Origin of the sequence: Streptomyces sp. NPDC001137 (assembly GCF_040298885.1) — a bacterium.
GTDB lineage: Bacteria > Actinomycetota > Actinomycetes > Streptomycetales > Streptomycetaceae > Streptomyces.
Genome location: NZ_JBEPBA010000018.1, coordinates 83,685 through 107,624 on the forward strand (window position 1 = coordinate 83,685; position 23,940 = coordinate 107,624).

The 23,940-nt window shown below is 71.4% G+C and carries 18 protein-coding genes; 11 read left to right on the forward strand and 7 right to left on the reverse strand.

The annotated features are described in order from the left end of the window. Positions 1 to 159: 159 nt before the first annotated feature. From ABT254_RS30640 to ABT254_RS30650, 3 genes are all read left to right on the forward strand, one after another. Complete coding sequence (locus ABT254_RS30640; protein WP_351477286.1) at positions 160 to 1,755, forward strand: purine-cytosine permease family protein; 1,596 nt, start codon at positions 160 to 162, stop codon at positions 1,753 to 1,755. A 103-nt stretch (positions 1,756 to 1,858) separates the two neighbouring features. Next, positions 1,859 to 3,028 (forward strand): lactate 2-monooxygenase, encoded by a 1,170-nt coding sequence (locus ABT254_RS30645; RefSeq protein ID WP_351477289.1) that lies wholly within the window; start codon positions 1,859 to 1,861, stop codon positions 3,026 to 3,028. After that, a complete protein-coding gene (locus tag ABT254_RS30650) occupies positions 3,025 to 4,002 on the forward strand; it encodes a 2-hydroxyacid dehydrogenase (RefSeq protein ID WP_351476986.1) in 978 nt (325 codons plus the stop codon). Before ABT254_RS30645 ends, ABT254_RS30650 begins: the two co-directional genes overlap by 4 nt. A gap of 109 nt (positions 4,003 to 4,111) precedes the next feature. Here the strand turns inward: ABT254_RS30650 and ABT254_RS30655 are convergent, their stop codons facing one another. The 3 genes from ABT254_RS30655 to ABT254_RS30665 all read right to left on the reverse strand — a co-directional run bounded on the left by ABT254_RS30655 (position 4,112) and on the right by ABT254_RS30665 (position 6,782). Then, positions 4,112 to 5,710, reverse strand: a complete 1,599-nt coding sequence (locus ABT254_RS30655) for an RICIN domain-containing protein (RefSeq protein WP_351476989.1) — start codon at positions 5,708 to 5,710, stop codon at positions 4,112 to 4,114. Between the two features lie 445 nt (positions 5,711 to 6,155). Next, on the reverse strand, positions 6,156 to 6,533 hold the full coding sequence (locus ABT254_RS30660) for a toxin Doc (protein ID WP_351476992.1): 378 nt from the start codon (positions 6,531 to 6,533) through the stop codon (positions 6,156 to 6,158). A 3-nt stretch (positions 6,534 to 6,536) separates the two neighbouring features. Beyond that, positions 6,537 to 6,782 carry a hypothetical protein gene (locus tag ABT254_RS30665; protein ID WP_030937710.1) on the reverse strand — a complete coding sequence of 82 codons (246 nt, stop codon included), beginning with the start codon at positions 6,780 to 6,782 and terminating at the stop codon, positions 6,537 to 6,539. Positions 6,783 to 6,928: 146 nt separating this feature from the next. Here ABT254_RS30665 and ABT254_RS30670 point away from each other — a divergent pair, with 146 nt between their 5' ends. Together ABT254_RS30670 and ABT254_RS30675 are read left to right on the forward strand one after the other, a co-directional pair. Then, complete coding sequence (locus ABT254_RS30670) at positions 6,929 to 7,420, forward strand: methylated-DNA--[protein]-cysteine S-methyltransferase (RefSeq protein ID WP_351476995.1); 492 nt, start codon at positions 6,929 to 6,931, stop codon at positions 7,418 to 7,420. Positions 7,421 to 7,434: 14 nt separating this feature from the next. Then, complete coding sequence (locus ABT254_RS30675) at positions 7,435 to 8,154, forward strand: 2OG-Fe(II) oxygenase (RefSeq protein ID WP_351476999.1); 720 nt, start codon at positions 7,435 to 7,437, stop codon at positions 8,152 to 8,154. A gap of 25 nt (positions 8,155 to 8,179) precedes the next feature. On the opposite strand, the gene ABT254_RS30680 is transcribed toward ABT254_RS30675, so the two are convergent. Next, the gene (locus tag ABT254_RS30680; protein WP_351477002.1) at positions 8,180 to 8,809 is read right to left on the reverse strand and encodes a hemerythrin domain-containing protein; all 630 of its coding nucleotides are present in this window, start codon (positions 8,807 to 8,809) and stop codon (positions 8,180 to 8,182) included. Between the two features lie 237 nt (positions 8,810 to 9,046). Between ABT254_RS30680 and sigJ the strand changes: the two genes are divergently transcribed. Both sigJ and qcrB read left to right on the forward strand, forming a co-directional pair. Then, complete coding sequence (sigJ, locus tag ABT254_RS30685; RefSeq protein ID WP_351477005.1) at positions 9,047 to 9,970, forward strand: RNA polymerase sigma factor SigJ; 924 nt, start codon at positions 9,047 to 9,049, stop codon at positions 9,968 to 9,970. Further along, the gene (qcrB, locus tag ABT254_RS30690; RefSeq protein ID WP_351477008.1) at positions 9,967 to 11,466 is read left to right on the forward strand and encodes a cytochrome bc1 complex cytochrome b subunit; all 1,500 of its coding nucleotides are present in this window, start codon (positions 9,967 to 9,969) and stop codon (positions 11,464 to 11,466) included. Before sigJ ends, qcrB begins: the two co-directional genes overlap by 4 nt. Before the next feature lie 6 nt (positions 11,467 to 11,472). Here qcrB and ABT254_RS30695 read toward each other — a convergent pair whose 3' ends face one another. Next, positions 11,473 to 13,716 (reverse strand): glycoside hydrolase family 9 protein, encoded by a 2,244-nt coding sequence (locus ABT254_RS30695; RefSeq protein WP_351477010.1) that lies wholly within the window; start codon positions 13,714 to 13,716, stop codon positions 11,473 to 11,475. Between the two features lie 155 nt (positions 13,717 to 13,871). Further along, the gene (locus ABT254_RS30700) at positions 13,872 to 16,967 is read right to left on the reverse strand and encodes a glycoside hydrolase family 2 TIM barrel-domain containing protein (protein WP_351477013.1); all 3,096 of its coding nucleotides are present in this window, start codon (positions 16,965 to 16,967) and stop codon (positions 13,872 to 13,874) included. 256 nt (positions 16,968 to 17,223) lie between these two features. Between ABT254_RS30700 and ABT254_RS30705 the strand changes: the two genes are divergently transcribed. After that, on the forward strand, positions 17,224 to 19,596 hold the full coding sequence (locus ABT254_RS30705; protein WP_351477016.1) for a SpoIIE family protein phosphatase: 2,373 nt from the start codon (positions 17,224 to 17,226) through the stop codon (positions 19,594 to 19,596). 95 nt (positions 19,597 to 19,691) lie between these two features. On the opposite strand, the gene ABT254_RS30710 is transcribed toward ABT254_RS30705, so the two are convergent. Next, the gene (locus ABT254_RS30710) at positions 19,692 to 20,261 is read right to left on the reverse strand and encodes an RNA polymerase sigma factor (RefSeq protein WP_351477019.1); all 570 of its coding nucleotides are present in this window, start codon (positions 20,259 to 20,261) and stop codon (positions 19,692 to 19,694) included. A 19-nt stretch (positions 20,262 to 20,280) separates the two neighbouring features. Here ABT254_RS30710 and ABT254_RS30715 point away from each other — a divergent pair, with 19 nt between their 5' ends. The 3 genes from ABT254_RS30715 to ABT254_RS30725 all read left to right on the forward strand — a co-directional run bounded on the left by ABT254_RS30715 (position 20,281) and on the right by ABT254_RS30725 (position 23,933). Next, positions 20,281 to 21,645, forward strand: a complete 1,365-nt coding sequence (locus ABT254_RS30715) for a serine/threonine-protein kinase (RefSeq protein ID WP_351477022.1) — start codon at positions 20,281 to 20,283, stop codon at positions 21,643 to 21,645. Positions 21,646 to 21,771: 126 nt separating this feature from the next. Next, entirely contained in the window at positions 21,772 to 22,452 is a 681-nt protein-coding gene (locus ABT254_RS30720; protein ID WP_351477025.1) for a DUF4232 domain-containing protein, read from the forward strand. Between the two features lie 227 nt (positions 22,453 to 22,679). Further along, a complete protein-coding gene (locus ABT254_RS30725) occupies positions 22,680 to 23,933 on the forward strand; it encodes an SLC13 family permease (RefSeq protein WP_351477292.1) in 1,254 nt (417 codons plus the stop codon). Positions 23,934 to 23,940 lie beyond the last annotated feature (7 nt).

The following is a 23,940-nucleotide window of genomic DNA, read 5'->3' on the forward strand; positions in this document are numbered from 1 at the left end:
TGAACCGTCCGCTGGTAAAGGGCTTGCGTCCCGCCCTACGGTCGGCACACCGTCGAGAGCACGGCCGCCATGCCCGCCGCACACCCCAGCGGCGCCGACCGGCCGTCCGCCCCGCCGCGCCACAACGCGCTCCACCGTCCCGCCCCCGCTGGAGCCACCTTGTCCTCGCAGTCGTCCGACTCCCCCAGCACGCCGCCGTCCCTCACCGAGGTCGAGGCCCATGGCGTCGAGCGCATCCCCGACGCGGACCGCACCGCGACCCCGCTGGACCTGTTCCGGCTCGCCTTCGGCGGCGCCAACACCTTCTCCACCTGCGTCCTGGGCGCCTTCCCGATCCTTTTCGGCCTCTCCTTCTGGCAGGGTCTCGCGGCCACCCTTCTCGGCGTCCTCGCGGGCGCGCTGATCCTGTGCCCGATGGCGGTGTTCGGCCCGGTCAACGGCACCAACAACGCCGTCTCGTCCTCCGCGCACCTGGGCGTGCACGGCCGCGTGGTCGGCTCGTTCCTGTCCCTGCTGACCGCGATCGCGTTCTTCTCGATCTCGGTGTGGAGCTCCGGGGACGCCCTGGTCGGCGGTGCGCACCGGCTCTTCGGCCTGGAGCGCAGCAACCTCTCGTACGTCGTCGCGTACGCGCTGTTCGCCGGCCTGGTCCTCGCGGTGTGCGTGTACGGCTTCCGGTTCATGCTGTTCGTGAACAAGGTCGCGGTGGCCTCGGCGACCGTGCTGTTCCTGCTCGGCGCGATCGCCTTCGCCGGTGACTTCGACCCGTCGTACGCGGGTGTCTTCACCGCCTCGGCGGACGCGGCGACCAAGTCCCTGTTCTGGCCGTCGTTCATCGGCGCGGCGCTGATCGTGCTGTCCAACCCGGTGTCGTTCGGGGCGTTTCTCGGCGACTGGTCGCGCTACATCCCGGCGAGCACCCCGCGCCGCCGGGTGGTCGGTGCCGCGTTCCTCTCGCAGCTCGCGACCCTGCTGCCGTTCGTCTTCGGTCTGGCGACCGCGAGCATCATCGCCGCCAGGGCCCCGAAGTATGTCGACCCGGCCGCCCCCGACTTCGTGGGTGGGCTGCTCGCCATCTCGCCGGCCTGGTACTTCCTGCCGGTGTGTCTGCTCGCCCTGATCGGCGGCATGTCCACGGGGACGACCTCGCTCTACGGCACCGGGCTCGACTTCTCCTCCGTGTTCCCGCGGCTGTCGCGGGTGCAGGCGACGGTGCTGGTCGGCGTGCTGTCGATCGCGTTCATCTTCATCGGCCGGTTCGGGCTCGACCTCGTCCAGTCCATCTCCACCTTCGCCACGATGATCATCACGTGCACCACTCCGTGGATGGTCGTCATGATGCTGGGCTTCTTCACCCGGCGCGGCTGGTACGACCCGGAGGCCCTCCAGGTCTTCAACCGCCGTCAGCGCGGCGGCCGTTACTGGTTCGCGCACGGCTGGAACTGGCGGGGCATGACCGCGTGGTGGGTGCCCGCGCTGATCGGCGTGCTGTTCACGAACATCCCGGGCCAGTTCGTGGGCCCGCTGGGCGACCTCGCGAACGGCATCGACATCAGCCTGCCGCTGTCGCTGGTGGTGGCCGCCGTGCTGTATCTGTCGCTGCTGCGGATCTTCCCCGAGCCGCGCGCCGTATACGGCCCCGAGGGGGCACGGCTGGCCCGCACCGTCGAGGTCGCGGTGCCGCCGGTCACCGGGCCGGGAGCGGGGGTCGAGGAGGGGGTCTCGTCGGGCCCTTCCGCCACGCTGCGGGCGTGACTCAGTTCGTACCCCAGGTCCACCCCGGTGGACGGACCTGCACTTACTCGCCAGTATCGTCGGGATGCAACGCGTTCTCAGCGACGAGGGGCGGGACGTATCCATGGCCAAGCACTGGGCGGACTTCCAGTACGAGATCTATCTGGGCGGGATGTCGGGCGCCGTACCGAGACTGCCCACCGATCTGACCCGGCTGGAGGAGCTGACCGAGCAGCGGCTCGGCCCCGGGCCCGTCGGCTATGTCGCCGGCAGCGCGGGCGACGGCAGCACGGCGCGCGCGAACCGGGCGGCCCTCCAGCGGCGCCGGATCGTGCCGCGGATGCTGCGGGACGTGCACGAGCGGGATCTGTCCGTCGAGGTGCTGGGCCGCGCGCTGCCCGCCCCGCTGGCCCTGGCACCGGTCGGCGTGCTGTCGATCATGCACCCGGACGCCGAGTGCGCGGCCGCCCGGGCCGCCGCCGCGCAGGGTGTGCCGTACACCCTGTCCTCGGCGTCCAGCACGCCGATGGAGCAGGTCGCGGAGGCGATGGGCGACGCGGAGCGCTGGTTCCAGCTGTACTGGGCCAAGGACCGTGAGGTGACGCGGAGTTTCCTCAACCGGGCCAAGGCGTCCGGGTTCACCGCGCTGCTCGTCACCCTCGACACACCGCTGCTGGCCTGGCGGCCCCGCGACCTCGACCAGGCCTATCTGCCCTTCCTGCACGGCGTCGGCACCGCGAACTACTTCTCCGACCCGGCCTTCCAGGCGGGTCTCGCCAAGCCGGTGCACGAGGATCCGAACGCGGCCGTGCTGCACTTCGTCAGCATGTTCGCGGACCCCGGCAAGACCTGGCCGGACCTGGCGTTCCTGCGGGAGAACTGGGACGGCCCGATCGTCCTCAAGGGCATCCTGCACCCGGACGACGCCCGACTGGCCGCCGACGCCGGGATGGACGGCGTGGTCGTCTCCAACCACGGCGGCCGCCAGGTGGCCGGCTCCGTCGCTGCCGCCGATGCGCTGCCCCGGGTGGCCGAGGCGGTCGGCGACCGGCTGACGGTCCTGTTCGACAGCGGAGTGCGCACCGGAGACGACGTCTTCAAGGCACTCGCGCTCGGCGCGCGGGCGGTGCTCCTGGGGCGGCCGTACGTGTACGGGCTCGGTCTCGACGGTCAGCCGGGCGTCGAGCATGTGATCCGCTGTCTGCTCGCCGAGTTCGACCTCACGCTCGCCCTGTCCGGACACGCCACGCCCGCCACGATCGGCTCCGCCGACCTCATCGAGGACTCCGTATGACAGCCCCGAAGAACATTCTCGCCGTCGTCGCACCGCACGTCGGGGGCCGCGCCGCCGGCGCCGGACTCGCCACGCTCTTTCCCGGCGAGGCGCACGTCACCGTCGTCGAGGCGACCGACGAGGACCCGGCCGCCCTCCGCGCCGCGCACGTGATCATCACGGCGCTCTCCCCCGTGACCGCCGAACACCTCGCCGCCGCACCGGACTTGAAGCTGGTGCAGTGCGCGAGCCATGGCTTCGACTACGTCGACGTGGACGCCGCCCGCGCCCGGGACGTACTCGTGTGCAACATCGGCTCCAGCGGCGCCGAGTCGCAGAACGTGGCCGAGCAGACCTTCGCCCTCATGCTGGCGCTGGCCAAGCAGCTGATCCCCGCACACACGGCACTCGTCGAGGCGGACTGGGCACTGCCCCGACTGCAGCGCTCCCTCACCGAACTGTGCGGCAAGACGCTCGGCATCGTCGGACTCGGCGGCATCGGGCAGGAAGTCGCCCGCCGCGCGGTCGCGTTCGACATGAACATCGTCTACGCCGGCCGTCGCAGGCTGCCCGAGGAGACGGAGGCCCGGCTCGGCGGGGCCCGCCATGTCCCGCTCGACGAACTGCTGCGCACGGCGGACTACGTCTCCCTGCACGCGCCGCTCACCGAGGAGACCCGGCATCTGCTCGACGCCGGGCGGCTCGCGCTCCTCAAGCCGACGGCGTTCGTGATCAACACGGCGCGGGGCGCCCTGATCGACCAGGACGCCCTCGCGGACGCGCTGGAGAAGGGCGCCCTGGCCGGGGCGGGCATCGACGTCTTCGACCCCGAACCGCCCACCCCGGCCCTGCGCCTGCTCAAGTCGCCGAACGTGGTGCTCTCACCGCACGTCGGCGGGGTGACCCGCGAAACCCTGATCCGCATCGCCCTGGCCGCCGTGCAGAACGTCGCCGACTTCCTGGCGGGAGGACAGCCGCGGGACGTCGTGAGCTAGGCGACACGCCCCTTGAGGGGCGCGGGACTGTATCGACATGCGGCTCCGCCGCAGGGGCGCGACAAACCACGACGCATCCGAGCCGCCAGATCTCCTGCCCCCCGAGCCATCAGGCGCTCAACTCCGCCGGCCGAGCCGCAGGCACCCCCGGTCCCGTGATCGACAACGCCCCCGGGCTCACCGTCGCCGTCGGATCGGCCAGCCAGCGTTGTGCCGGGGAGCCGTCGCGGGCCTTGGCGACGATGTCCGCGCCCGGCTCCTCAGCCGTAGCGGCGAGGGCGAGCCGCTCGTCCCAGCGGGGCAGCAACTCGCCCTGCACGGTGAGGTCGTAGCGCACGTCCGCGCCCCGCTTGTCCTTCTCGGCGGCGCACTTGCCGAGGACGGCCACGCCGGCGTCCACGTGCGAGTCCAGGCACAGGGCGGGGTCGGCCGCGCTGCGCAGCAGACCGTCCTTGTCGAACGACCACTGCTGGGTGCCGGCGTCCGAGCACGCGGCGAGGCCGGTCCCGGCGCCTGCCTTCACCTTGCCCGTGATGTCGAGGCAGAGGTCGGCGCCCGCGTTACGCAGTCTCGACTGCCCCGGGACCGTGGGGAGTTGGGCCGAGCCGGGCGAGGACCGGGAGCCGACGCCCGGCGCGGTGCCGCCGCCCGCGCTGGTGGAGGCGGCCGGGTCGACGCCGTCGTCGTGCGACCACAGGCCGGCCGCGAACAGAATGGCGATCAGCCCGGCGGAGACGACACCCACGCCCGTCAGCAGCGCCCGCGAGTTCCGCGGCGCGCCCGGCTGCCGGCGTCCGGGCAGCGGGATGCGGGGCAGGATGCGCGGGCGTCCGCCGCCGTGCCGCGCGGAGCCGCTCGTGCGGGTTTCCTGTCGCGCACGGCCGGGACGGGACTCGAGATAGCGCCGGGCGCCCCAGCCCAGCACCGCATCGGCCAGGAGCACCCCCAACCCGCCCTCGAAATGACTCAGTTGTTCGGCGGCGAAACGGCAGTAACGGCACTGCGCCAGATGCTGCTGGACATCCGGCAGCAGAGCCCCGCCCCGGCGAATCGGAACATCGAGGAGACGGTTGTAGAACCGGCAATCCTTGCTCGGCGCGAGTTCCCGATGGGCATGTACACAACCCTCCCGGAATTTTTCACGCGCTTGTTCGAGTGCCACCGACGCGGTGTCGGTATCCATGCCGAGCAGAGCGGCGGGAACGGTTATGGACTCCGCTTCGACCTCGGTGTGCCAGAGCAAGCACCGGGAGAGTCCGGGAAGGGCCTGGAATGACCGCTCGGCGAGCCTGCGGTTTTCGGGGGTCATGGACTTCGCCGTACGTATACCGCGGCCGCTGGAGGGTTTCTGCAGCTCCGGCAGAACACTGGATATCCGGTCATCGGCGGACCACAGGCGGGCCGTATCGCGTACGGCCAGCAGAATCCGGGGGCGCAGGGCGAGCGCGGGCTCGCCCAGTGTCAGCCGGTCCAGAACCTGGTGGAAGGCGGACGCCGTCACCATGGAGGCGAGGTCGGCCGGGGAGGCCAGGCAGATGGCCGCATAGTCGCGGGCGGGCTGCCAGTGCCGCGCCATCAGCAGCGCGACGGATTGGGCGACCTCGCCGTCGGGGCGGCCCCTGAGCCGGGCGGCGAGGTTCTCGTCGGATTCTCCGGGAGCCCTGCCGGGTGGCGGATAAGGGGGACGAGGTGGGTGGGGGGTGGGCACTGAGCGGATTCCTTCCCACACGCATGGGCACACAGGAGGGCGTGAATTCAGGTATGTCCGTCCGGCCCGGTTTTCCGATTGGCCGATCGACACCCGGCCATTACACCCCCCGCACGGGTAGTTCACCCTTGCACAACACACTCATGGCCAACAAGGCACTTGGGCAACATCCGACCCTCTGAAGGTCGGTCAGAAACGGCGACAACTCACCTCACCGGCATGAGCTTTCGTCATTCCAAGCGCCCCGTGTGAAACAGGCGCACGCGCCGGAGCACCGCGCACGCTCCCGGCGCGCACCACCCCGTAGTGCACTGGGTAGCGGCCCTTCTCGGAGGCCCTGCGCAGGATGGCGGCTCTCCTGCGCCGCACGGGCCGCCGGCCTTGTTCCTCCCGCCCTCGGTCGGCGGCCCCGGGGGCGGGTCGTCCAGACCTCGGCCGGCGGCTCTCAGATCTGCCAGGAGCGCAGCCGGTCGGCCGCGCCGTAGATGTCGGCCTTGCCGGAGATCAGATCGCGGGCGAGGTCGACGAGGGCGCCGTAGGGCGGGTCGATGCCGACGTCGCTGACGAACATGTACGCCACCGCTGTCGCGCAGGCGAAGCGGGCGTTGGCCGAGGGCAGCGGCTTGAGCAGGGCGAGGGTGTGCAGCAGGGCGGCGGCCCGCCAGGCCGGGTCGGAGTCCACGCCGAGGCGCGGCGGGTCCACGCGGTGGCGGGCGACGGCGGCGACCAGCGCCGAGAAGTCATTGATGGTGGGCTGGTCCGGCAGGACCTCTTCGTGTCGCTGGAGCAGCCAGGGCACGTCGATGTGGATGACGGGTGCCATCGGTCAGGCGACCCGCCCCTCACCGGCGTGGGCGGGTTCGTCGTCGGGGAAGGCGGCGGCGAACTCGTCGGCGTGGGAGGCGAAGAAGCGGCGGAACGCCTCCGCGCCCTCCTGCAGCGCGCGGTGCCGGGCTATGTCCGCCGCGGCCGCCTCGCGCACAAGGGCCTTCATCGACGTACCGCGCTCCTTGGCGATCTGCCGCAGGTCCTCTAGTTCGCGGTCGCTGAACTCGACATTCAGGGCTGGCATGCCTTCACGGTACCGCTGGGGTACTCACGCGTAAATAGTCGCTGGTCACAGCACCTTTTCTACGGTACCTAGAGGCGTCGGGGACGGCTGAGGACCATGTCCGTTTCCCGCCGGTCGCGGGCGGCGCGGCGCAGCAGACTGGAGCCATGACGACGTACACGAAGATCGACAGTCCGGTGGGCGAACTGCTGCTGGTGGGCGAGGGCACGGCCCTCACCTCGCTGTCCCTGCCCGGGCAGCGCGGCGCACCCGCGGTCCGTGCCGACTGGCGGCGCGACGACGAGGCATTCGGTGAGGCCGCCCGGCAGCTCTCCGCGTACTTCACGGGCCGGCTCCCCCGCTTCGAGCTGAGCCTCGCCCCCGAGGGCACCGAGTTCCAGCAGCGGGTGTGGCGGGCGCTCGACGAGATCCCGTACGGGACCACGACGACCTACGGGGAACTCGCCACCCGGCTCGGCGTGCCGCGTGCCGAGATCCGCGCCGTGGGTGCCGCGATCGGCGCCAATCCGCTGCTGATCATCCGCCCCTGCCACCGCGTGATCGGCGTCGACGGTTCGATGCGCGGGTACGCGGGCGGCGTCGAGCGCAAGGTGCGGCTGCTCACCCATGAGGGTGCGCTGCAGCCGATGCTGGGGTGAGGGGAGGAGATGTCGTGACGCTGACCGAGGCTCAGGCCCGCAGGCGGGTCGCCGAGACCGAATGGGCAGCTCTCGCGGCCGAGTTGGACGTCCACGGCAGCGCGCCGACGGGGCCGCTGCTGACGCCCGCCGAGTGCCGTGACCTGGCCGCGCTGTACGAGAAGCCGGAGCGGTTCCGGACCACGGTCGACATGGCACGGCACCGCTTCGGTTCCGGCGAGTACCGCTACTTCACCCACGACCTGCCGGCCCCGGTGGCCGCCCTGCGTGCCGCCCTGTACCCGCGGCTGCTGCCGATCGCGCGGGACTGGGCGGCCCGGCTGGGCCGCCCCGCACCGTGGCCGGACTCCCTCGACGAGTGGCTGGAGGCGTGTCACACGGCCGGACAGGACCGCTCGGCGCAGATCCTGCTGCGCTACACCGAGGGTGACTGGAACGCCCTGCACCGTGATGTGTTCGGCGACATGCTCTTCCCGCTCCAAGTGGTCGTCGGCCTCGACGAGTACGGCAGCGACTACACCGGCGGCGAGTTCCTGATGGTCGAACAGCGGCCACGGGCCCAGTCCCGGGGCACCGCGACCGCACTCCGGCAGGGCCACGGGCTGGTCTTCACCACCCGGGACCGGCCGGTGCGCACCAAGCGCGGCTGGTCGGCCGGAGCGATGCGGCACGGTGTGAGCACTGTGCGCTCCGGGCGCCGGCACGCGCTGGGCATCGTCTTCCACGATGCGTAGCGCAGATGGATGCAGCCCCGCGCCCCTACCGGGTGCCGGCGCCTGAGCCCTCGGCCCACAGCCCCTTGCGGCGGTAACTCCCCTGCCAGAAAAGGCGGTTGAGCACCCGTACCGGTGGCGGCACCGCGCCGAGGAAGCGGTCGCGGTCCGTCGGCGGGGCGCCGTCGACGATCCACGGTACGAACACCGAGGCGCCGCGCAGGCCCTGGGTCCGGCGGATCCGGCCGGTGAAGGCGGCCCAGTCCGCGGCCGTCAGGACGTCCTGCATCAGCGGCAGGGCGCTGTCCTCCTCGTGCTTGAAATGGTCGTCGAGGGTCGCCGTCAACGCCCGTACGAGATCCGGCAGTTCGGGCGCCTGATCGTCCAGAGCGGTGTCGACGGCATCGAGCAGCGGGTCGATACGGGAGTGTTCCGCCTCCATGTCGTCCAGCAGGGCGAGTTCCCGCGGGCGCCCCGCGAGGCGCTCCCGCACGCGCGGCCACAGGTCGCTGTCCTCGGCGGTGTGGTGGATGTGCAGCTGGTGCGTGAAGTTCTCCCAGCCGGCGCGCACGCCGGGGGCGTGCGCACGGCCCTCGGCGACGGCCTGCGCGAGGCGTTCCAGGTCGCGTCGGAAGGCGTCGTGGGAGGCGTACATGGCGGTGAAGTCGATGCTCATCGGGCCGCTTCCTCCGGTTCGGTCTCGTGGATCGGCAGGGCGTGCGGGTCGGCGGACGGACCGCGCAGGTCGCCGAGGGGTCTCGTGTCGGACTCGCGTTCAAGAGGGCGGGACAGCGGGCGGGTGTGACACGAGGCGAATGTGCTGAGACGTAGGTCACATTGCGCCCGCTTCATGTCACATTCGGACCCCTCCCGGCCCTCGAAGTAGTGAGCGCGGCAGCGGGGAGGCCCACACATGACGCACGACACCGGAAGTCCGGTCGCCGACGAGGCGACCGATGTCTTCATGCACCATCGGGAGCTCTTGTTCAGCCTCGTCTACAACATGCTGGGCAGCGTCGCCGACACCGAGGACGTGCTGCAGGAAACCTGGCTGGCGTGGTCGGGCCGGGGTGTCGGCGGGATCACCAACCCGCGCGCCTACCTGGTCCGGATCGCCGTCAACCAGGCCTTGCGGCGGCAGGCCGTGATCGCCCGCCGCCGCGAGACGTATGTCGGCCCGTGGCTGCCCGAACCACTGGTCGCCGACGAGGCGAGCGCCGACGACCCGGTGCTGCGGGGCGAGTCCGTGTCCCTGGCGATGCTGGTGGTCCTGGAGGCGCTGACCCCGCTGGAACGCGCGGTGTTCGTCCTGGGCGAGGTCTTCGGCTACGCCCACACCGAGATCGCGGACATCATCGACCGCAGCCCGGCGGCCGTACGGCAGCTGGCGCATCGCGCGCGGGAGCATGTGCTGGCCCGCCGGCCGCGCTACCGGGCGCATCCGCGCGTCAGGCAGGAGGCGACCCAGCGGTTCGTGCGGGCCGCGCTCGGCGGGGACATCGGCGAGCTGATGGAGATCCTGGCGCCGGACGTCACGGTGTGGACGGACGGCGGCGGCAAGCGCAGGCAGGCGGGGCTGCGCCCGGTGCACGGCCGGGACAAGGCGGTCCGCCTCATCACCTCGTACGCGGCGCGGCGCGGCCCCCAGCAGCTCGACCTGCGCTACCGCCGGGTCAACGGCGACGAGGCCGCGGTGCTGTTCGAGGGCGACTCGCCGTACGCCGTGATGGTCATGGACCTCACGCCCGAGGGCGACCGGGTGAACGGCGTCTACATCGTCAGCAACCCCGACAAGCTCACGCACGTGCACAAGGACGACGACGAGGAGGACGAGTGACCGCCACGCAGACAGCGGGCCGGGGCGAGCGGGTCGCCGACTGGCTCGACGGACGCCTCGGCATCCACTCACTGGGCAGGAAGTACCTGCGCAAGGTGTTCCCCGACCACTGGTCGTTCCTGCTCGGCGAGATCTGCCTGTACAGCTTCGTCGTGCTGGTCCTGACCGGCGTGTACCTCACCCTCTTCTTCCATCCTTCGATGAACGAGGTGACGTACCACGGCAGCTATGTCCCGCTCAACGGCGTGCGGATGTCCGAGGCGTACGCCTCCACGCTGCACATCAGCTTCGACGTGCGCGGCGGGCTGCTGATCCGGCAGCTGCACCACTGGGCGGCGCTGGTCTTCGTCGCCGGGATGCTGACGCACATGATGCGGCACTTCTTCACCGGTTCGTTCCGCAAGCCCCGCGAGGTCAACTGGCTGTTCGGCTGGCTGCTGCTGTTCCTCGGCCTGTTCGAGGGCCTGTTCGGCTACTCGCTGCCGGACGACCTGCTGTCGGGCACGGGCCTGCGCTTCGTCAACGGCGCCCTGCTGTCGGTGCCGGTCGTCGGGACGTATCTGTCGATGTTCCTGTTCGGCGGCGAGTTCCCCGGCCACGAAATCGTGGCCCGCTTCTACTCGCTGCACATCCTGCTGATCCCCGGCATCATGGCGGCGCTGGTCGTGGCGCACCTCATCCTGGTCGTGTACCACAAGCACACGCAGTTCGCGGGCCCGGGACGCACCGAACGCAACGTCGTCGGAACGCCGTTCATGCCGGTGTACCTGGCGAAGGCGGGCGGCTTCTTCTTCCTGGTCTTCGGCGCGCTGACGGTGGTCGCGGCGGTGGCGACGATCAACCCGGTCTGGGTGTACGGCCCCTTCCGCCCCGACCAGGTCTCCACGGGCGCGCAGCCCGACTGGTATCTGGGCTTCGCGGAGGGCCTGGTGCGGGTGATGCCGGGCTGGGAGATCACCCTGTGGGGTCACACGCTCGTCCTCGGCGTGCTGATCCCGGTCGTGGTCTTCCCGTTGCTCCTCGTCTTCATCGGGATCTACCCGTTCCTGGAGGCGCGGGCGACCGGCGACAAACGCGAGCACCACCTCCTGGACCGCCCGCGCAACCGCCCGGTCCGCACCGCGATCGGCGCGGCCTGGATCAGCCTCTATCTGATCCTGCTGGCGGGCGGCGGCAACGACATCGTGGCCACCCGTCTGCACCTGTCGATCAACACGGTCACCTGGATGGTCCGCGTGGCGGTGTTCGTCCTGCCCACGGTCGTCTTCGTCGTCACCCGCCGCATCTGCCTCGGTCTGCAACTGCGGGATGCGGAGCTGGTGCTGCACGGCCGGGAGACGGGTCTGATCAAGCGGCTGCCGCACGGCGAGTACGTCGAGGTGCACCAGCCGCTCGATCAGGCCGAGCTGCACACCCTCACCGCCCACCGGCGGCAGGGGGAACTCGTGGAACACGAGCCACGACCCGAGCTCGTGGAGCGCGAGCCGCAGCCCTGACGGGTGTCAGCCCTGGTCCGCCACGAAGGACGCCATCCGGGCCAGGGCCGCGTTCCAGTTGATGGCCGTCTCGTTGGTCGACCAGGACTGGATGTCGTCGATGTAGCAGAACTGACCGACACAGCCCTGGAGTTTGCTCTGTGCGTAGGGATCCTGGATGGACGAGTTCGGCCCGCCCGCCAGCGTTCCGTGCGGCGGGTTCGGCAGCTTCGGGTCGAGCTCGTGGGCGTACCAACGGCTGTGCTGGTTGTGGGAGTTGACCTCGCCGTAGCCGGTGACGTACGACATGTTCAGGGCGTTGCGGCCGAGGATGTAGTCCATGCTCTGGACCGCGCCGTCCCGGTACTTGGCGGCACCGGAGATGTCGTACGCCGTCGCCAGGACGACCGCGTTGTTGAGGATCTGGTGGCTGGAGCCCCAGTCGTAGACGTTGTCGTCGGGCGCGTACGGCATGCCGTACGGCTGTGACTTCAGGGTGGCCAGGTAGCGCTCGGCGCCCTTGACGACGGACTGGCGGATCCTGTCCCGGCCGGGCAGTTTGCTGGGCACGGTCGCGAGGTCGAGGCGGCCCGCCCCCGCGGTCCTTCCCCAGTCGAAGCCGAGCGGGCCGAAGATGTCGGCGGTGTTCACCGGGGAGTTGCGCACATGGTCCGCGAACTGTTTCTCGCCGGTGGTGAGATACAGCTCCGCGGCCGCCCAGTAGAACTCGTCGCTCGCGTTGGTGTCGTCGTAGGCGCCGCCTCCGGTGGCGTCACTGGCGGAGGCGTACATGGCCGGGTGGGCGAGGGCCGCCGTCCAGGCCTTGCGGGCCGCCGTGAGGGCCTTCGCCGCGAAGGCGCGGTCGTAGGGGCGGTAGAGGCGGGCCGCCTGGGCGGCCGTCGCCGCCAGGTTGAGGGTCGCCTGGGTGGACGGCGGGTGCAGTTCGCGCTTCTGCGGATCGTCACTGGGCAGCAGGGGCAGGCCGGTCCACTGCGCGTCGTGGATCTTGTGATGGGCCATGCCGGCCAGCGGCTGCCCGTCGGGCACCTGCATCTTCAGCAGGAACTCCAGCTCCCAGCGGGCCTCGTCGAGGATGTCGGGCACCTTGTTCGCGCTCTCCGGGATGGCGAGGGTGCCGTCCCGCAGCTTCTCCGACTCCCCCGTGCGGGCCAGCAGTTCGCGTTCGTACGTGCTCAGCAGCTCCCAGGTGGCGATGCCGCCGTTGACGACGTACTTGCCGTGGTCCCCGGCGTCGTACCAGCCGCCGGTGACGTCGAGGGTGTAGTCGCACACGCCCGGCTGGCAGGGAACGTGGCCGTCGCCCTGGTTCGGCGCAACGTCGAGGTGCCCGGCGGCCCGGCCGTAGCCGGGACGCAGGTCGTCGCGGATCGCGATGCCGCTGCGCTGCGTGTAGTAGTACTTCACCGAGTCCAGGCGCAGTTGCTCGTAGGCGCCGGTGCCGATGTCGAACGGGCGGCTGGTCTCCCCGTCGGCGACCAGCGTGAAGCCCTTGCCCTGTCTGCGGTAGTCACCGAAGTCGATCGAGTGGACGTTCTGCCCGGAGGAGACGTCGACCCCGCGGGGCACGGTCCATCCGTGGTCGACCGTCGCGCCGTCGGCATCCTTCAGCTGCCAGGGCAGTCTCGTGGTGGCGTCGGTGACCAGGGTGGCGTTCTTGGGGCCGGAGGGCAGATAGGCGACCTGGTTGACGCGGACCCGCGGCCCGGTGTCCGGCTGGTACACCTCGGGCGGGACGCCACCGAGCAGCGATATGTCGTCCATGCAGAATCGCCAGGCGTCCGTGCTGCCGCCGGCCTGGAAGGCGACCTGGCCCTGGGTGGTGTCGACGGGTGAGGTGAAGGTGTACGAGTAGGTGTTGCCGGACACGCTCAGCTGCGGGCTGACCTCGAAGTAGGTGTCATACGGCGCCACTTGGAGCCCCACGACCGCCCGCACCACGTGCCCTTCGGGCGAACCGGTCGCTTTGAAGCTGAACTTGTACGACTCTCCCTTCTTCAGGGTGACGTCGCTCTGGCCGACGGCGGCGTCCCAGCGGTTGGCGGTGCCGCCCGGCACATCCGCGCACAGCTGTCCGCCGGACAGGCCGGCGGTGACATTGGTGGTGGCCCACCAGGGGTCGGTGGTGGTGTCGAAGGTGCCGTTCTTGAGCTGCTCGACCTCGTCGGCGGCGGCCGGAGGGGCCGGCACCCCGGTCAGCGCCGTCCCCAACAGGGCCGTCAGGGTCAGCAGAACGGTTCTGCGTCGTTTCACGTCTGGGCTCCTCTGGCGGAGGTACGGGTGACGCTCGCCGACCCAACGGGGTGGGAGCGCTCCCAGATGCGGACGCAGCTCATGCTTGTTCGCGCCATGACACTCCGTCAACGGTCCGGACAGGACTGGTTTCCCGCCCGGACCGCCATGGCCGCTCAGCCGCCCGGTGCCTCCAACTTGCTGATCCGCACGGCCCCGAGGACTTCGCCCGGGTGCGCGCTGGTCAGCGAGAGCCGCAGGCGGGAGCCACGCAGCGCGTCGAAGCTGAGGACGGTGGGCGCGTCCGAGGTGGTGGCCCAGTCGACCGCCGCCCCGGTGACGGGCACATACCGGCGCCCGTCCCACACGGCCGCCTCCACCGACGCGGGCAGGCTGTGCCTCGCGTCAACGGTGAAGGAGACCTCCACCCGGTCGAAGGTCCGGGTCCGCCCGTAGTCCACCGAGACCCAGTCCGCTTCCCGCGCGCCGTTGAAGGCGGGCAGCAGGGCCGTCGCCGACTTGGTGAAGGCGTTGGACCAGCCGGTGGCCGCGTCGCCGTCGAGCATCGCGGCGGGGAGCGTGTCGGGGCGGCCGGAGTAACTGGCGTCCGCATACGGGTAGTTCGGGGGCGCCGGGTGCTCAGGGCCGAAGGCGGCCGCCGGGGTGGTCGCGGCCGACCGGGCGGGCGTGGTGCGCGCGGTCGCCGTTCCCGCCCGCAGTCCCTCCGCCCGCGCGGTCACCTTCAGGGTGCCGGCCTTGGTACCGGCGCGCACGATGGCAAGGGCCTTGCCGTGGAAGGCGGTACGGGTGGTGGCCTGGTAGCGCTCGGCGCTCTCCTCCCGGCCGTTGTCGAGCCCGGCGAGGGATCCGCCCGTCGCGTCGAAGGTGATCAGATGCTCGGCGTCGGGGACCACGACCCCGCGGGCGTCGACGACGTCCGCGGTCACGAACGCCAGCGAACGCCCGTCCGCGGCAAGGGACTTGCGGTCCACCGTGAGCCGCACGGCATGCGGTTCGCCCGCCGTGCGCAGCACGTCGGTGGCGACCACCTTCCCGCCCCTGCGGGCCACCGCCTTCAACTCGCCCGGCTGGAACGGAACTTTCCAGGTCAGGTGCAGCTTGCCGGCGCTGCCGTTCGGGCTGGTGTAACTGCCGGGGTAGGGGCCGGTGGTGAAGGTCTTGTCGTCGCCGGTGGCCTCCGTGGTCTCCAGATACGTACGGCCGTCCGTGGTCCTCTTCGTGTCGAAGGTGCGGGTGCCGAGGGACCTTCCGTTGAGGTACAGCTCCACGGTGTCGACGTTGGAGTAGGCCCACACCTCGACCGTGTCGCCCGGCTCGTGGTTCCAGCTCATGGGCAGCAGATGGACCATGGGCTCGCTGGTCCACTGGCTCTGGAACAGGTAGTACATGTCCTTGGGGAAGCCGGCCGTGTCGACCGCGCCGAAGAAGGACGCCTTGACCGGGAACACGTCGTACGGCGTCGGCTCGCCGATGTAGTCGATCCCGGACCACAGGAACTGCCCGGCGAACCACTTGCGGTCCCGGTCCTTCTTGTGGCCGTACTCGCCGCTCATGGTCCAGGAGGCGAGGTTGTTGTCGTAGGAGGAGACCTCGCGTCTGCCGGGTGTGTGGTTCTCGCCGGTGTTGAGGTGCTCGGGCTCCTGGTAGGAGCCGCGGGTCGAGGTCTCCGAGGAGGACTCCGACTCGAAGAGGAACAGCTTGGGGTACTTGGCGTGCAGGGCGTCCACCGACTTGGCGGTGTTGTAGTTGAGGCCGAGGCCGTCCAGCTTGGCGAGCATGAGGTCGGCCGCGGAGCCGGTGGCGGGCACACCGTGGTATTTGTTCGAGCCGATGACGACCGGCCGGGTGTCGTCCGCCGCCTTGATGGCACCGATGATCCGGTCCGCCATGGCGAGTCCGGCGGTGGAGGTGGAGTCGGGTATCTCGTTGCCTATGGACCACAGCACCACGGCGGGCGAGTTGCGGGCCGCGAGGACCATCTCGGTGGCGTCCTTCTCGCACCACTCGTCGAAGAAGCGGCCGTAGTCGTACTTCGTCTTGCCGGTCCGCCAGCAGTCGAAGGCCTCGACCATCATCACGATGCCCAGTTCCTCGCAGACCTTGATCATCTGCGGCGAGGGCGGGTTGTGCGAGGTGCGGAAGGCGTTGACGCCCATCGACTTCATGATGGTCATCTGCCGGCGCACGGCGTCGATGCTGATCGCGGCTCCGAGGGCACCCTGGTCGTGGTGCAGGTCGACGCCCTTGATCTTGGTGTGGGTGCCGTTGAGGGAGAAGCCCTCGTCGGGGTCGAATCGGTAGGTGCGGATGCCGAAGGGGGTGCGGTAGGTGTCGACGGTCCGGCCCCCGACGCGCAGTTCGGTCTCCAGGGTGTAGCGGTGCGGGGCCTCGATGCCCCACAACTTGGGCCGGGGAACGGTGAGTTCGTGGGTCTCGGCCGCCTTGTCGGTCACCGGGACCGTGGTGGCGGCGCGAGCCGCCGTACGGCCCTCGGGGTCCTTGACCGTCGAGCGGATCTCGACCTGGCTCGCGGCGCCGGACTCGTTCACCACCGAGGTCCGTACGCGTACGAGGGCCCGCTCCGCGGTGACGTCCGGCGTGGTCACGCGGGTGCCCCAGCGCTCGACGTGCACCGGCTCGGTGACGACCAGGCGGGCCTCGCGGTAGATACCGCTGCCCGAGTACCAGCGGCTGCTGGGGAGCTGGTTCTGCACCTTGACGGCGATCACGTTCTCGGTGGTGCCGTCGGTGTGCAGCAGGCCGGTCAGGTCGAAGGCGAAGCCGGTGTAGCCGTAGGGGTGCCGGCCGGCCTGGGTGCCGTTGCAGTAGACGTAGGAGTCCATGTAGACGCCGTCGAACTCCACCGAGATCCGCTTGCCCGCGAAGGCGGCCGGCAGGGTGAAGGCGAGGCGGTACCAGCCGAGGCCGCCGGGGAAGAAGCCGGTGCCGCTGGTGGTGCCGTGCTCGGTGGTCGGGGTCTGCTCGATGCTCCAGTCGTGCGGCACCGCCACCTGGCGCCAGCCCGAGTCGTCGTAACCGGGGTCGGCGGCCCGTGCGTAGGCACCGCTCGGATCGGTGATCCCGTCCGGGTTGACCAGCGCGAAACGCCAGCCGTCGCGCAGGGCGAGGGTACGGCGGCCGGATCCGCCCGCGGCGGCCTCGGCGGCCCGGGCCACCGGGGTGGCAAGAAGCGCTCCGGCGGCCGGCGCGGCGGCGGAAGCGAGCAGAACCGATCTCCGAGTCACTGTCATGGCGGCTCCCCCTCATCAGGGCCCAGAAGTACTCACAACTGATCGTGAACAAACAGATTCTGACGCGGCGCCACACAGGGCCGTCAAGGGTGCGGTAGTGCCCTTCTGCCCCAGGGGTCACAACGGCCGGAATTGCCCCTTGACCGGCCGCCGCGCGGCCCCCGGGGGTTCCCGTCCGCGCGGATCGCCGACGGACTAGGCTGGAACTCAAGTGATCCGGCGGTTCACTGTGAGTGTTCGCGATGGAGTGGCGACGATGAGCCCGGAGTATCCGTTCGACGATGCCGCGACGGCGCGGGCTGTCATCGATGAATCCGGCACGCTTCTCGAGTGGAACGCGGGTGCCGAGCGGCTGCTGGGCTGGCCGGTCACCGAGGTGGTGGGCCGTCCCGGCCGGAACCTGCTGGCGGACAGGGATGTCCTCGCCCCCGCCGGGGCCCGCTGGGACGGCACCGTCGCACTGCGCCACCGCGACGGCCACGAGGTGTCCGTCTGGCTGCTCGCCCACCATCGTCCCTCGCGCGACGACACGCCCGGCCGGTGGCTCGTCTTCAGCCCATTGGACGGCGCCGCCCCCGACTCCCCCGACGACCCGCTGGCCCAGGCGGCGCTCACCCAGTCGCCCTGCGCGGTCGCCGTGTACGACGAGCGGCTGCGGCTGAGAAGGGTCAACGACGCCATGGTTGACGTGATCGGCCTGCCGGAGGAGCGCATGCGGGGGCTGCGCCTGGCCGAGATCGGCGGCAAACCGCAGAGCGAGGAGCTCGAGGCGCACATGGTGCACGTGCTCACCACCGGGCGCCCGCTGGACGTCCAGACGTACATGCGCACCGGCGGCGAGGACCGCGCGCACGCCTGGCTGGCCCGGATGGCGCCGGTCACCGACGCCCAGGGGCGGGTGCGGGGCGTGTGCCTGGCCGCGCACGACTTCACCGACAACTACCTCGCCCGGGAGCGGCTGCAGCTGGTCAACGAGGCGAGTGTGCGCATCGGATCCACACTCGACATCACCCGTACGACGCAGGAGCTCGCGGACGTTCTCGTGCCCGCCCTGGCCGACCTGGTAAGCGTCGACCTGCTGGACCTCCAGGAGCACGGCGGCGAGCCACCGCTCAGGCTGACCGCCCCCGTCGGGCTGCGCCGCGCCGCACACCTCTCGGTCAATCCCGGCACGCCCGAGGCCGTCCTCCAGCCCGGGCAGCTGGAGCACTACCCGGCCGGCTCGCCGCAGGCCGACTCGCTGATCGCGGGCCGTACGATCGTCGCGTCCGTCTCCTCGGGCGCCCTCGACCAGTGGCTCAGCTGGCACAAGACACGCGCCGACCGGGTCAAGGAGTACGGCATCCACTCCACGATGTCCGTGCCGATCCAGGCCCGCGGTCAGACCCTCGGTGTCGCGGTCCTCACCCGGTTCCGGCGACCGGACCCCTTCTCCGCCGACGACGTCCTGCTGGCCGAGGAGATCACCACACGGGCCGCCGTCTGCATCGACAACGCCCGCCGCTTCTCCCGCGAACGGGAGACGGCCCTCGCCCTTCAGCGCAGCCTGCTGCCCCGCTCACTGCCGCGCACCGCCGCGGTGGATGCGGCCTCGCGCTATCTGCCCGCGGCTCGGGCGGGTGTGGGCGGTGACTGGTTCGACGTGATCCCGCTGTCGGGGATGCGGGTCGCCATGGTCGTCGGGGATGTCGTCGGGCACGGCATCCAGGCCTCGGCCACCATGGGCCGACTGCGCACCGCCGTGCGCACCCTCGCCGACATCGACCTCGCCCCCGACGAGCTGCTCACCCACCTGGACGATCTGGTCGTGCGGCTGTCCGCGGAGGCCGGCAACGACGGCAGCCCCGGCGAGGTCGGCGCCACCTGCCTTTACGCGGTCTACGACCCGGTGTCGCGCCGGTGCACCCTGGCCCGGGCGGGGCATCCGCCGCCGGTCGTGGTCCCGCCGGGCGGCGTTCCGCAGCAGGTGGACCTGCCGGCCGGGCCGCCGCTGGGCCTGGGCGGGCTGCCGTTCGAATCGGCCGAGCTGGAGCTGCGCGAGGGCAGCGTGCTGTCGTTCTACACGGACGGCCTGATCGAGACGCGCGAGCGGGACGTCGACACCAGTCACCGGATGCTGTGCGACGCGCTGGAGACGTACTCCGACTCGCTGGACGAGACCTGCGACCGGGTGCTGCACTCCCTGCTGCCCTCGGGCGGCGCCCTGGACGACGTGGCCCTGCTGCTGGCCCGCACCCGCGGGCTGCCGTCCTCGCAGGTGGCGACCTGGCACATCCCCGCCGACCCGGCCCTGGTGGCGCCGATCCGCAAGCAGGTCGTCGAGCAGCTGGACACCTGGGGACTGCAGGAGGCGGGGTTCACCGCCGAGCTGGTGGTGAGCGAGCTCGTCACGAACGCGATCCGGTACGGCGCCCACCCCATCCGGCTGCGGCTGATCCACGACGAGGCCACGCTGATCTGCGAGGTCTCGGACACCAGCCACACGGCTCCGCACCTGCGGCGTGCGAAGACGTGGGACGAGGGCGGGCGGGGGCTGCTGCTGGTCGCTCAGCTCACGCAGCGGTGGGGGAGCCGGCACACCGCCGACGGGAAGACGATCTGGGCGGAGATCGGGCTGCTCGACGAGTGACGCTCCGCGGGTTGTGCAGGTTCGGGTCGTCTTGTCTCTGCGGCTGCGTCATGGCTGGTCGCGCAGTTCCCCGCGCCCCTTTGGGGCGCTATCGATCAGGGTGCTTCCAGCAGCCAGGGTCTTATCTGTTTGCGGGCCTCGTGGAGGCGGGACTTGAAGGTGCCGAGGGGGATGCCTGCGCGCTCGGCTGCCGCTGCGTAGTCGAGCTGGCAGATGTCTCGGTAGACCAGGGGCTCGACGAGTTGGGGGTGTTCGCGCTCCAGGCGGTCCAGGGCCTCCAGCAGGTCGAGGCGGGAGCCGGCGATGACGCTGGTCGTGCGCGGATCGGTGACCTGGCCCGCGTCGATCGGGGCCGGCTGTTCGGCCGAGCGCCGCTTGAGTTCGCGGTACTTCTGACGGCAGCAGTTGGCGACGACCGTGTAGAGCCAGGTGCTGAAGCGGCTGCGGCCCTGGAAGGTGGAGATCTTCCGGGCGACCTGGAGCAGGACGTCCTGCGCGGCCTCCTCCGCGTCCTCGCGGCAGGGCAGGAACCGGCCGCAGCGCCGGACGACCTCGGGCCCGATCGCCCGGAGCAGTCCCTCCAGCGCCTCCGGGTCGCCCGCCGCGGCACTGCGGGCCAGGTCCTCGGTGGGCGCGACCTGGGGCTCTCCTCGGGAACGATCCACGTCCAGGCATGATAGTCGTATGCATTCCGTCGAGCGGATCGGGCGCTACCGCCTCGAACGGCGCCTGGGTACGGGCGCGTTCGGCACGGTCTGGCTGGCCCATGACGACGAGCTCGACGGGCCGGTGGCGGTCAAGGTCCTCGCCGACAACTGGTCGCACCGGCTCGATGTGCGGGAGCGGTTCCTGGCCGAGGCGCGGATGCTGCGGCGGGCGGGTTCGGACCGGGTGGTGCAGGTCCACGACATCGGTGAACTCCCGGACGGGAGACCGTACTTCGTGATGGAGTACGCCGACGGCGGCACCCTCGCGGATCTGCTGGCCGGCGGTCCGTTGCCGGTCCCGGAGGCGCTGCGGCTGACGGCGCTGGCCGCCCGTGGTGCGGCGGCGCTGCATGCGGCGGGGATCGTGCACCGGGACATCAAGCCGAGCAACGTACTGCTGTGCTCCTCCCCCGACGGCGGGTCGCGGGTGCTGCTCGCCGACCTGGGTCTTGCCAAGAGCCTGGCGCAGGCTTCGGGGCTCACGCAGGCCGCCGGTTCGGCGGGATACCGGCCGCCCGAGCAGGCCGAGGCCGGCGCGGGCATCGACGCCCGGGCCGATGTGTACAGCCTGGGCGCGGTCGCCTACCACCTGGTCACCGGCGTGGTTCCCGGTGAGCCGGGCAGAGTCGTACGGCCGGACCGGCTGCGCCCGGATCTGGCTCCTGACGTCCGGCGGGCCTTGATGCGGGCGCTGGCGCCGGACCGCGGACGCCGCTGGCCCGATGCCGAGGCCTTCGCGCAGGAGCTGGAACGGCTGGCCTCCTCCGGTCACCGGCCCCGAAGACACCGCACGGCCCTCACCCTTACGGGTGCCGTGGCCGTGGTCGCGGCCGTCGGAGTGACGCTGGCGCTGGTCGACCGGCAGGCCCCGGCCACCACGGATGTGCGGGTCTCGGACACCACCGGCCGAGTCGTCGCCGAGGTTCCCCGCGGCTGGGACCGGCAGGTGCGCGACTCCGGGTGGGATCCGCGGGCGCTCGGCCTGCCCTCCGGTCATGAGCCGGGGTTCGCCGTCGCGGACCGCCTGACCGCGTGGCAGGACCTGACGGCCGAGGTGAACGGCGTGCTGGTGGGCCTGAGCGGGCACGGCGACCTCACGGCCGCGGTGAACGCCCTCACTCACCCCGGCTGCCACTACGACGGCGCCCGCGCCTACGCCGGCGCCGTGTGGCACGGCCGGGTCCGCACCTGGGACGGCTGCCCGGGCGGCGGGTCAGTCACGGAGGCCGCGCTCGCCCCGGCGGACGGCAGGCAGCAGACTCGGGTGTACGTGCAGATCCGCCAGAATGGCCGAGCGCATGCGACCGACCGCATCCTCGCCTCCGTACGCATCGGAAGCTGACGCGAAAGACTCGGGGCGCGCGAACTTTTTCGTCCCGGCACGCATCGGACCTGCATGACGGGGCACATCAGCGCCGTACGTACACGCCACGACGTGTGCGAGGAATCTCCGGGAGTGTTGAGGCACATGGCGAAGAAGTCCCCCTCCGTCCACCGGGCGGCCCTGCTCGCGAGTGCGGTCGCGGTGCTCGGTCTGCTGACGGCCTGCGGCAGCGGCGGCGACGGCACGGCGAGCGCTCCGACGACGCTGCCCGGTACGGCCGCGCCCGCCACCGGCGGCCACCAGAGCACCGATTCGGCGAGCGCGTCCGCCTCCGCGGAGAACACCGCTCCCGGCGGCGCCACGCTGACCGCGTCGGCGGCGCAGTCCACGCCGGGCGGCAGCACGGGAGGCCGGTGCCACACGTCGGACCTGCGGGCGACCGTCGGGCCGAACGACCCCGGTGCCGGGCAGGAGAACTTCCCGGTCGTCCTGACCAACGCGTCCTCCCGCAGCTGCACGGTTCGCGGCTATCCGGGCGCCGCCTTCGTGGACGCCTCGGGCCGGCAGCTGGGCCCGGACCCGAAGCGCTCCTCGGGCACTCCCACGACGGTGACGCTGGCGCCGGGCAAGAGCGCCTGGGCGGGGCTGACGTTCTCCAACCCGGAGGTCAGCGGCGCGAACCCGGCCACCCCCGCCTCGCTGCTGGTAACGCCCCCCGACGAGCGGGACCACCTCACGGTCACCTGGAAGGGCGGCCAGGTCCCCGTGTCCGGCAACGCGTCCTCGGTGTTCCTGACCGTACTCAGCCCGGGCACCGGACCCTGACCCGCTCCACGGCAATCCCGAAACCGTGCCTTTCGCGCCGGACGAGGGTGCCAGGGCCGGCCTGACCCAGGCGGTCAGGCCCCCCGTCCGGCAACGCGTCCTCGGTGTTCCCGACCGTGCTCAGCGCTGGCACCGGGCCCTGAACGGGCGGGCCCCCGGCGGAGCTCTTACCGTGACCTGTTTTCATTGAAGGCTCCCCGCCCTGATCCGCCCTGAAGGACCCTGCCCTGAACACCGCGCTCGCTGAAATACTCTCCGCCGCCCTGCTCGTCGCGGTCCTCGCCTGGGCGGTGCTGCGCCCGAAGGGCCTGCCGGAGGCCGTGCTGGCGGTCCCGGCCGCGGGGATCGTCATCGCCACCGGCGCGATCTCCCTGGACCACGCCCGGGAGGAGGCCGCCAGCCTCGGGCCCGTGGTCGGCTTCCTCGCGGCCGTGCTGGTGCTGGCCCACTTCTGTGACGTGGAGGGGCTGTTCCAGGCGTGCGGGGCGTGGATGGCCCGGCGGGCGGCGGGCTCTCCCGGACGGCTGCTCGCGGCGGTCTTCGTGCTGGCGTCGGCGATCACGGCCGTGCTCAGCCTGGACGCCACGGTGGTGCTGCTGACGCCGGTGGTGCTCGCCACCGCCGCCCGGGCCGGGGTGCGGGCCAGACCGCACCTCTACGCGTGCGCCCACCTCTCGAACACCGCCTCGCTGCTGCTGCCCGTCTCCAACCTCACCAACCTGCTGGCGTTCGAGACGAGCGGGCTGAGCTTCACCCGGTTCGCGGCGCTGATGGCGCTGCCGTGGCTGGTCGCGATCGGTGCCGAGTACCTGGTCTTCCGGCGGTTCTTCGACGAGGACCTGGCCGCGTCCGTCCACTCCCCCGAGCCCGGGCAGACGCCCGCGCTGCCACTGTTCGCGCTGATCACGGTGGGGTGCACACTGGGCGGATTCGTCGTGGCCTCCGCGGTCGGCATCGACCCGGCCTGGGTGGCCGCGGCCGGCGCGCTGGTGCTGGCGGGCCGCGCGCTCGTACGGCGCAGGGCCACCCCACTGTCGGTGGTGCGGGCCTCGTCCCCGGCGTTCCTGGCCTTCGTCCTCGCCCTCGGCATCGTGGTGCGGGCCGTCGTCGACAACGGGCTCGCGGATGCGCTGGGCCATGTGCTGCCCGGCGGCTCGGGGCTGCTCGCGCTGCTGGGCATCGCCGCGCTGGCCGCCGTACTGGCGAACCTGATCAACAATCTGCCCGCGGTGCTGGTCCTGCTGCCGCTGACCGCCGCCGGTGGGCCCGGCGCGGTGCTGGCGGTGCTGCTCGGCGTGAACATCGGCCCGAACCTGACGTACGCGGGATCGCTCGCGACGCTGCTGTGGCGGCGCATCGTGCAGCGGCACGGTCAGGAGGTGCAGCTCGGGGAGTTCACCCGGCTCGGCCTGCTCGCCACCCCGACCGCGCTCGTCGCGGCCGTGGCGGCGCTGTGGCTGTCGCTCCAGGTGGCGGGCTGAGCCCGGC

What these genes read in the sequence shown, in the direction of transcription:
- ABT254_RS30645 (WP_351477289.1), top strand. Translation starts at nt 1,859, where the DNA reads ATGGCCAAGCACTGGGCGGACTTCCAGTACGAGATCTATCTGGGCGGG.
- ABT254_RS30650 (WP_351476986.1), top strand. Translation starts at nt 3,025, where the DNA reads ATGACAGCCCCGAAGAACATTCTCGCCGTCGTCGCACCGCACGTCGGG.
- ABT254_RS30660 (WP_351476992.1), bottom strand. Translation starts at nt 6,533, where the DNA reads ATGGCACCCGTCATCCACATCGACGTGCCCTGGCTGCTCCAGCGACAC.
- ABT254_RS30665 (WP_030937710.1), bottom strand. Translation starts at nt 6,782, where the DNA reads ATGCCAGCCCTGAATGTCGAGTTCAGCGACCGCGAACTAGAGGACCTG.
- ABT254_RS30670 (WP_351476995.1), top strand. Translation starts at nt 6,929, where the DNA reads ATGACGACGTACACGAAGATCGACAGTCCGGTGGGCGAACTGCTGCTG.
- ABT254_RS30680 (WP_351477002.1), bottom strand. Translation starts at nt 8,809, where the DNA reads ATGAGCATCGACTTCACCGCCATGTACGCCTCCCACGACGCCTTCCGA.
- sigJ (WP_351477005.1), top strand. Translation starts at nt 9,047, where the DNA reads ATGACGCACGACACCGGAAGTCCGGTCGCCGACGAGGCGACCGATGTC.
- ABT254_RS30700 (WP_351477013.1), bottom strand. Translation starts at nt 16,967, where the DNA reads ATGACAGTGACTCGGAGATCGGTTCTGCTCGCTTCCGCCGCCGCGCCG.
- ABT254_RS30705 (WP_351477016.1), top strand. Translation starts at nt 17,224, where the DNA reads ATGAGCCCGGAGTATCCGTTCGACGATGCCGCGACGGCGCGGGCTGTC.
- ABT254_RS30715 (WP_351477022.1), top strand. Translation starts at nt 20,281, where the DNA reads ATGCATTCCGTCGAGCGGATCGGGCGCTACCGCCTCGAACGGCGCCTG.
- ABT254_RS30720 (WP_351477025.1), top strand. Translation starts at nt 21,772, where the DNA reads ATGGCGAAGAAGTCCCCCTCCGTCCACCGGGCGGCCCTGCTCGCGAGT.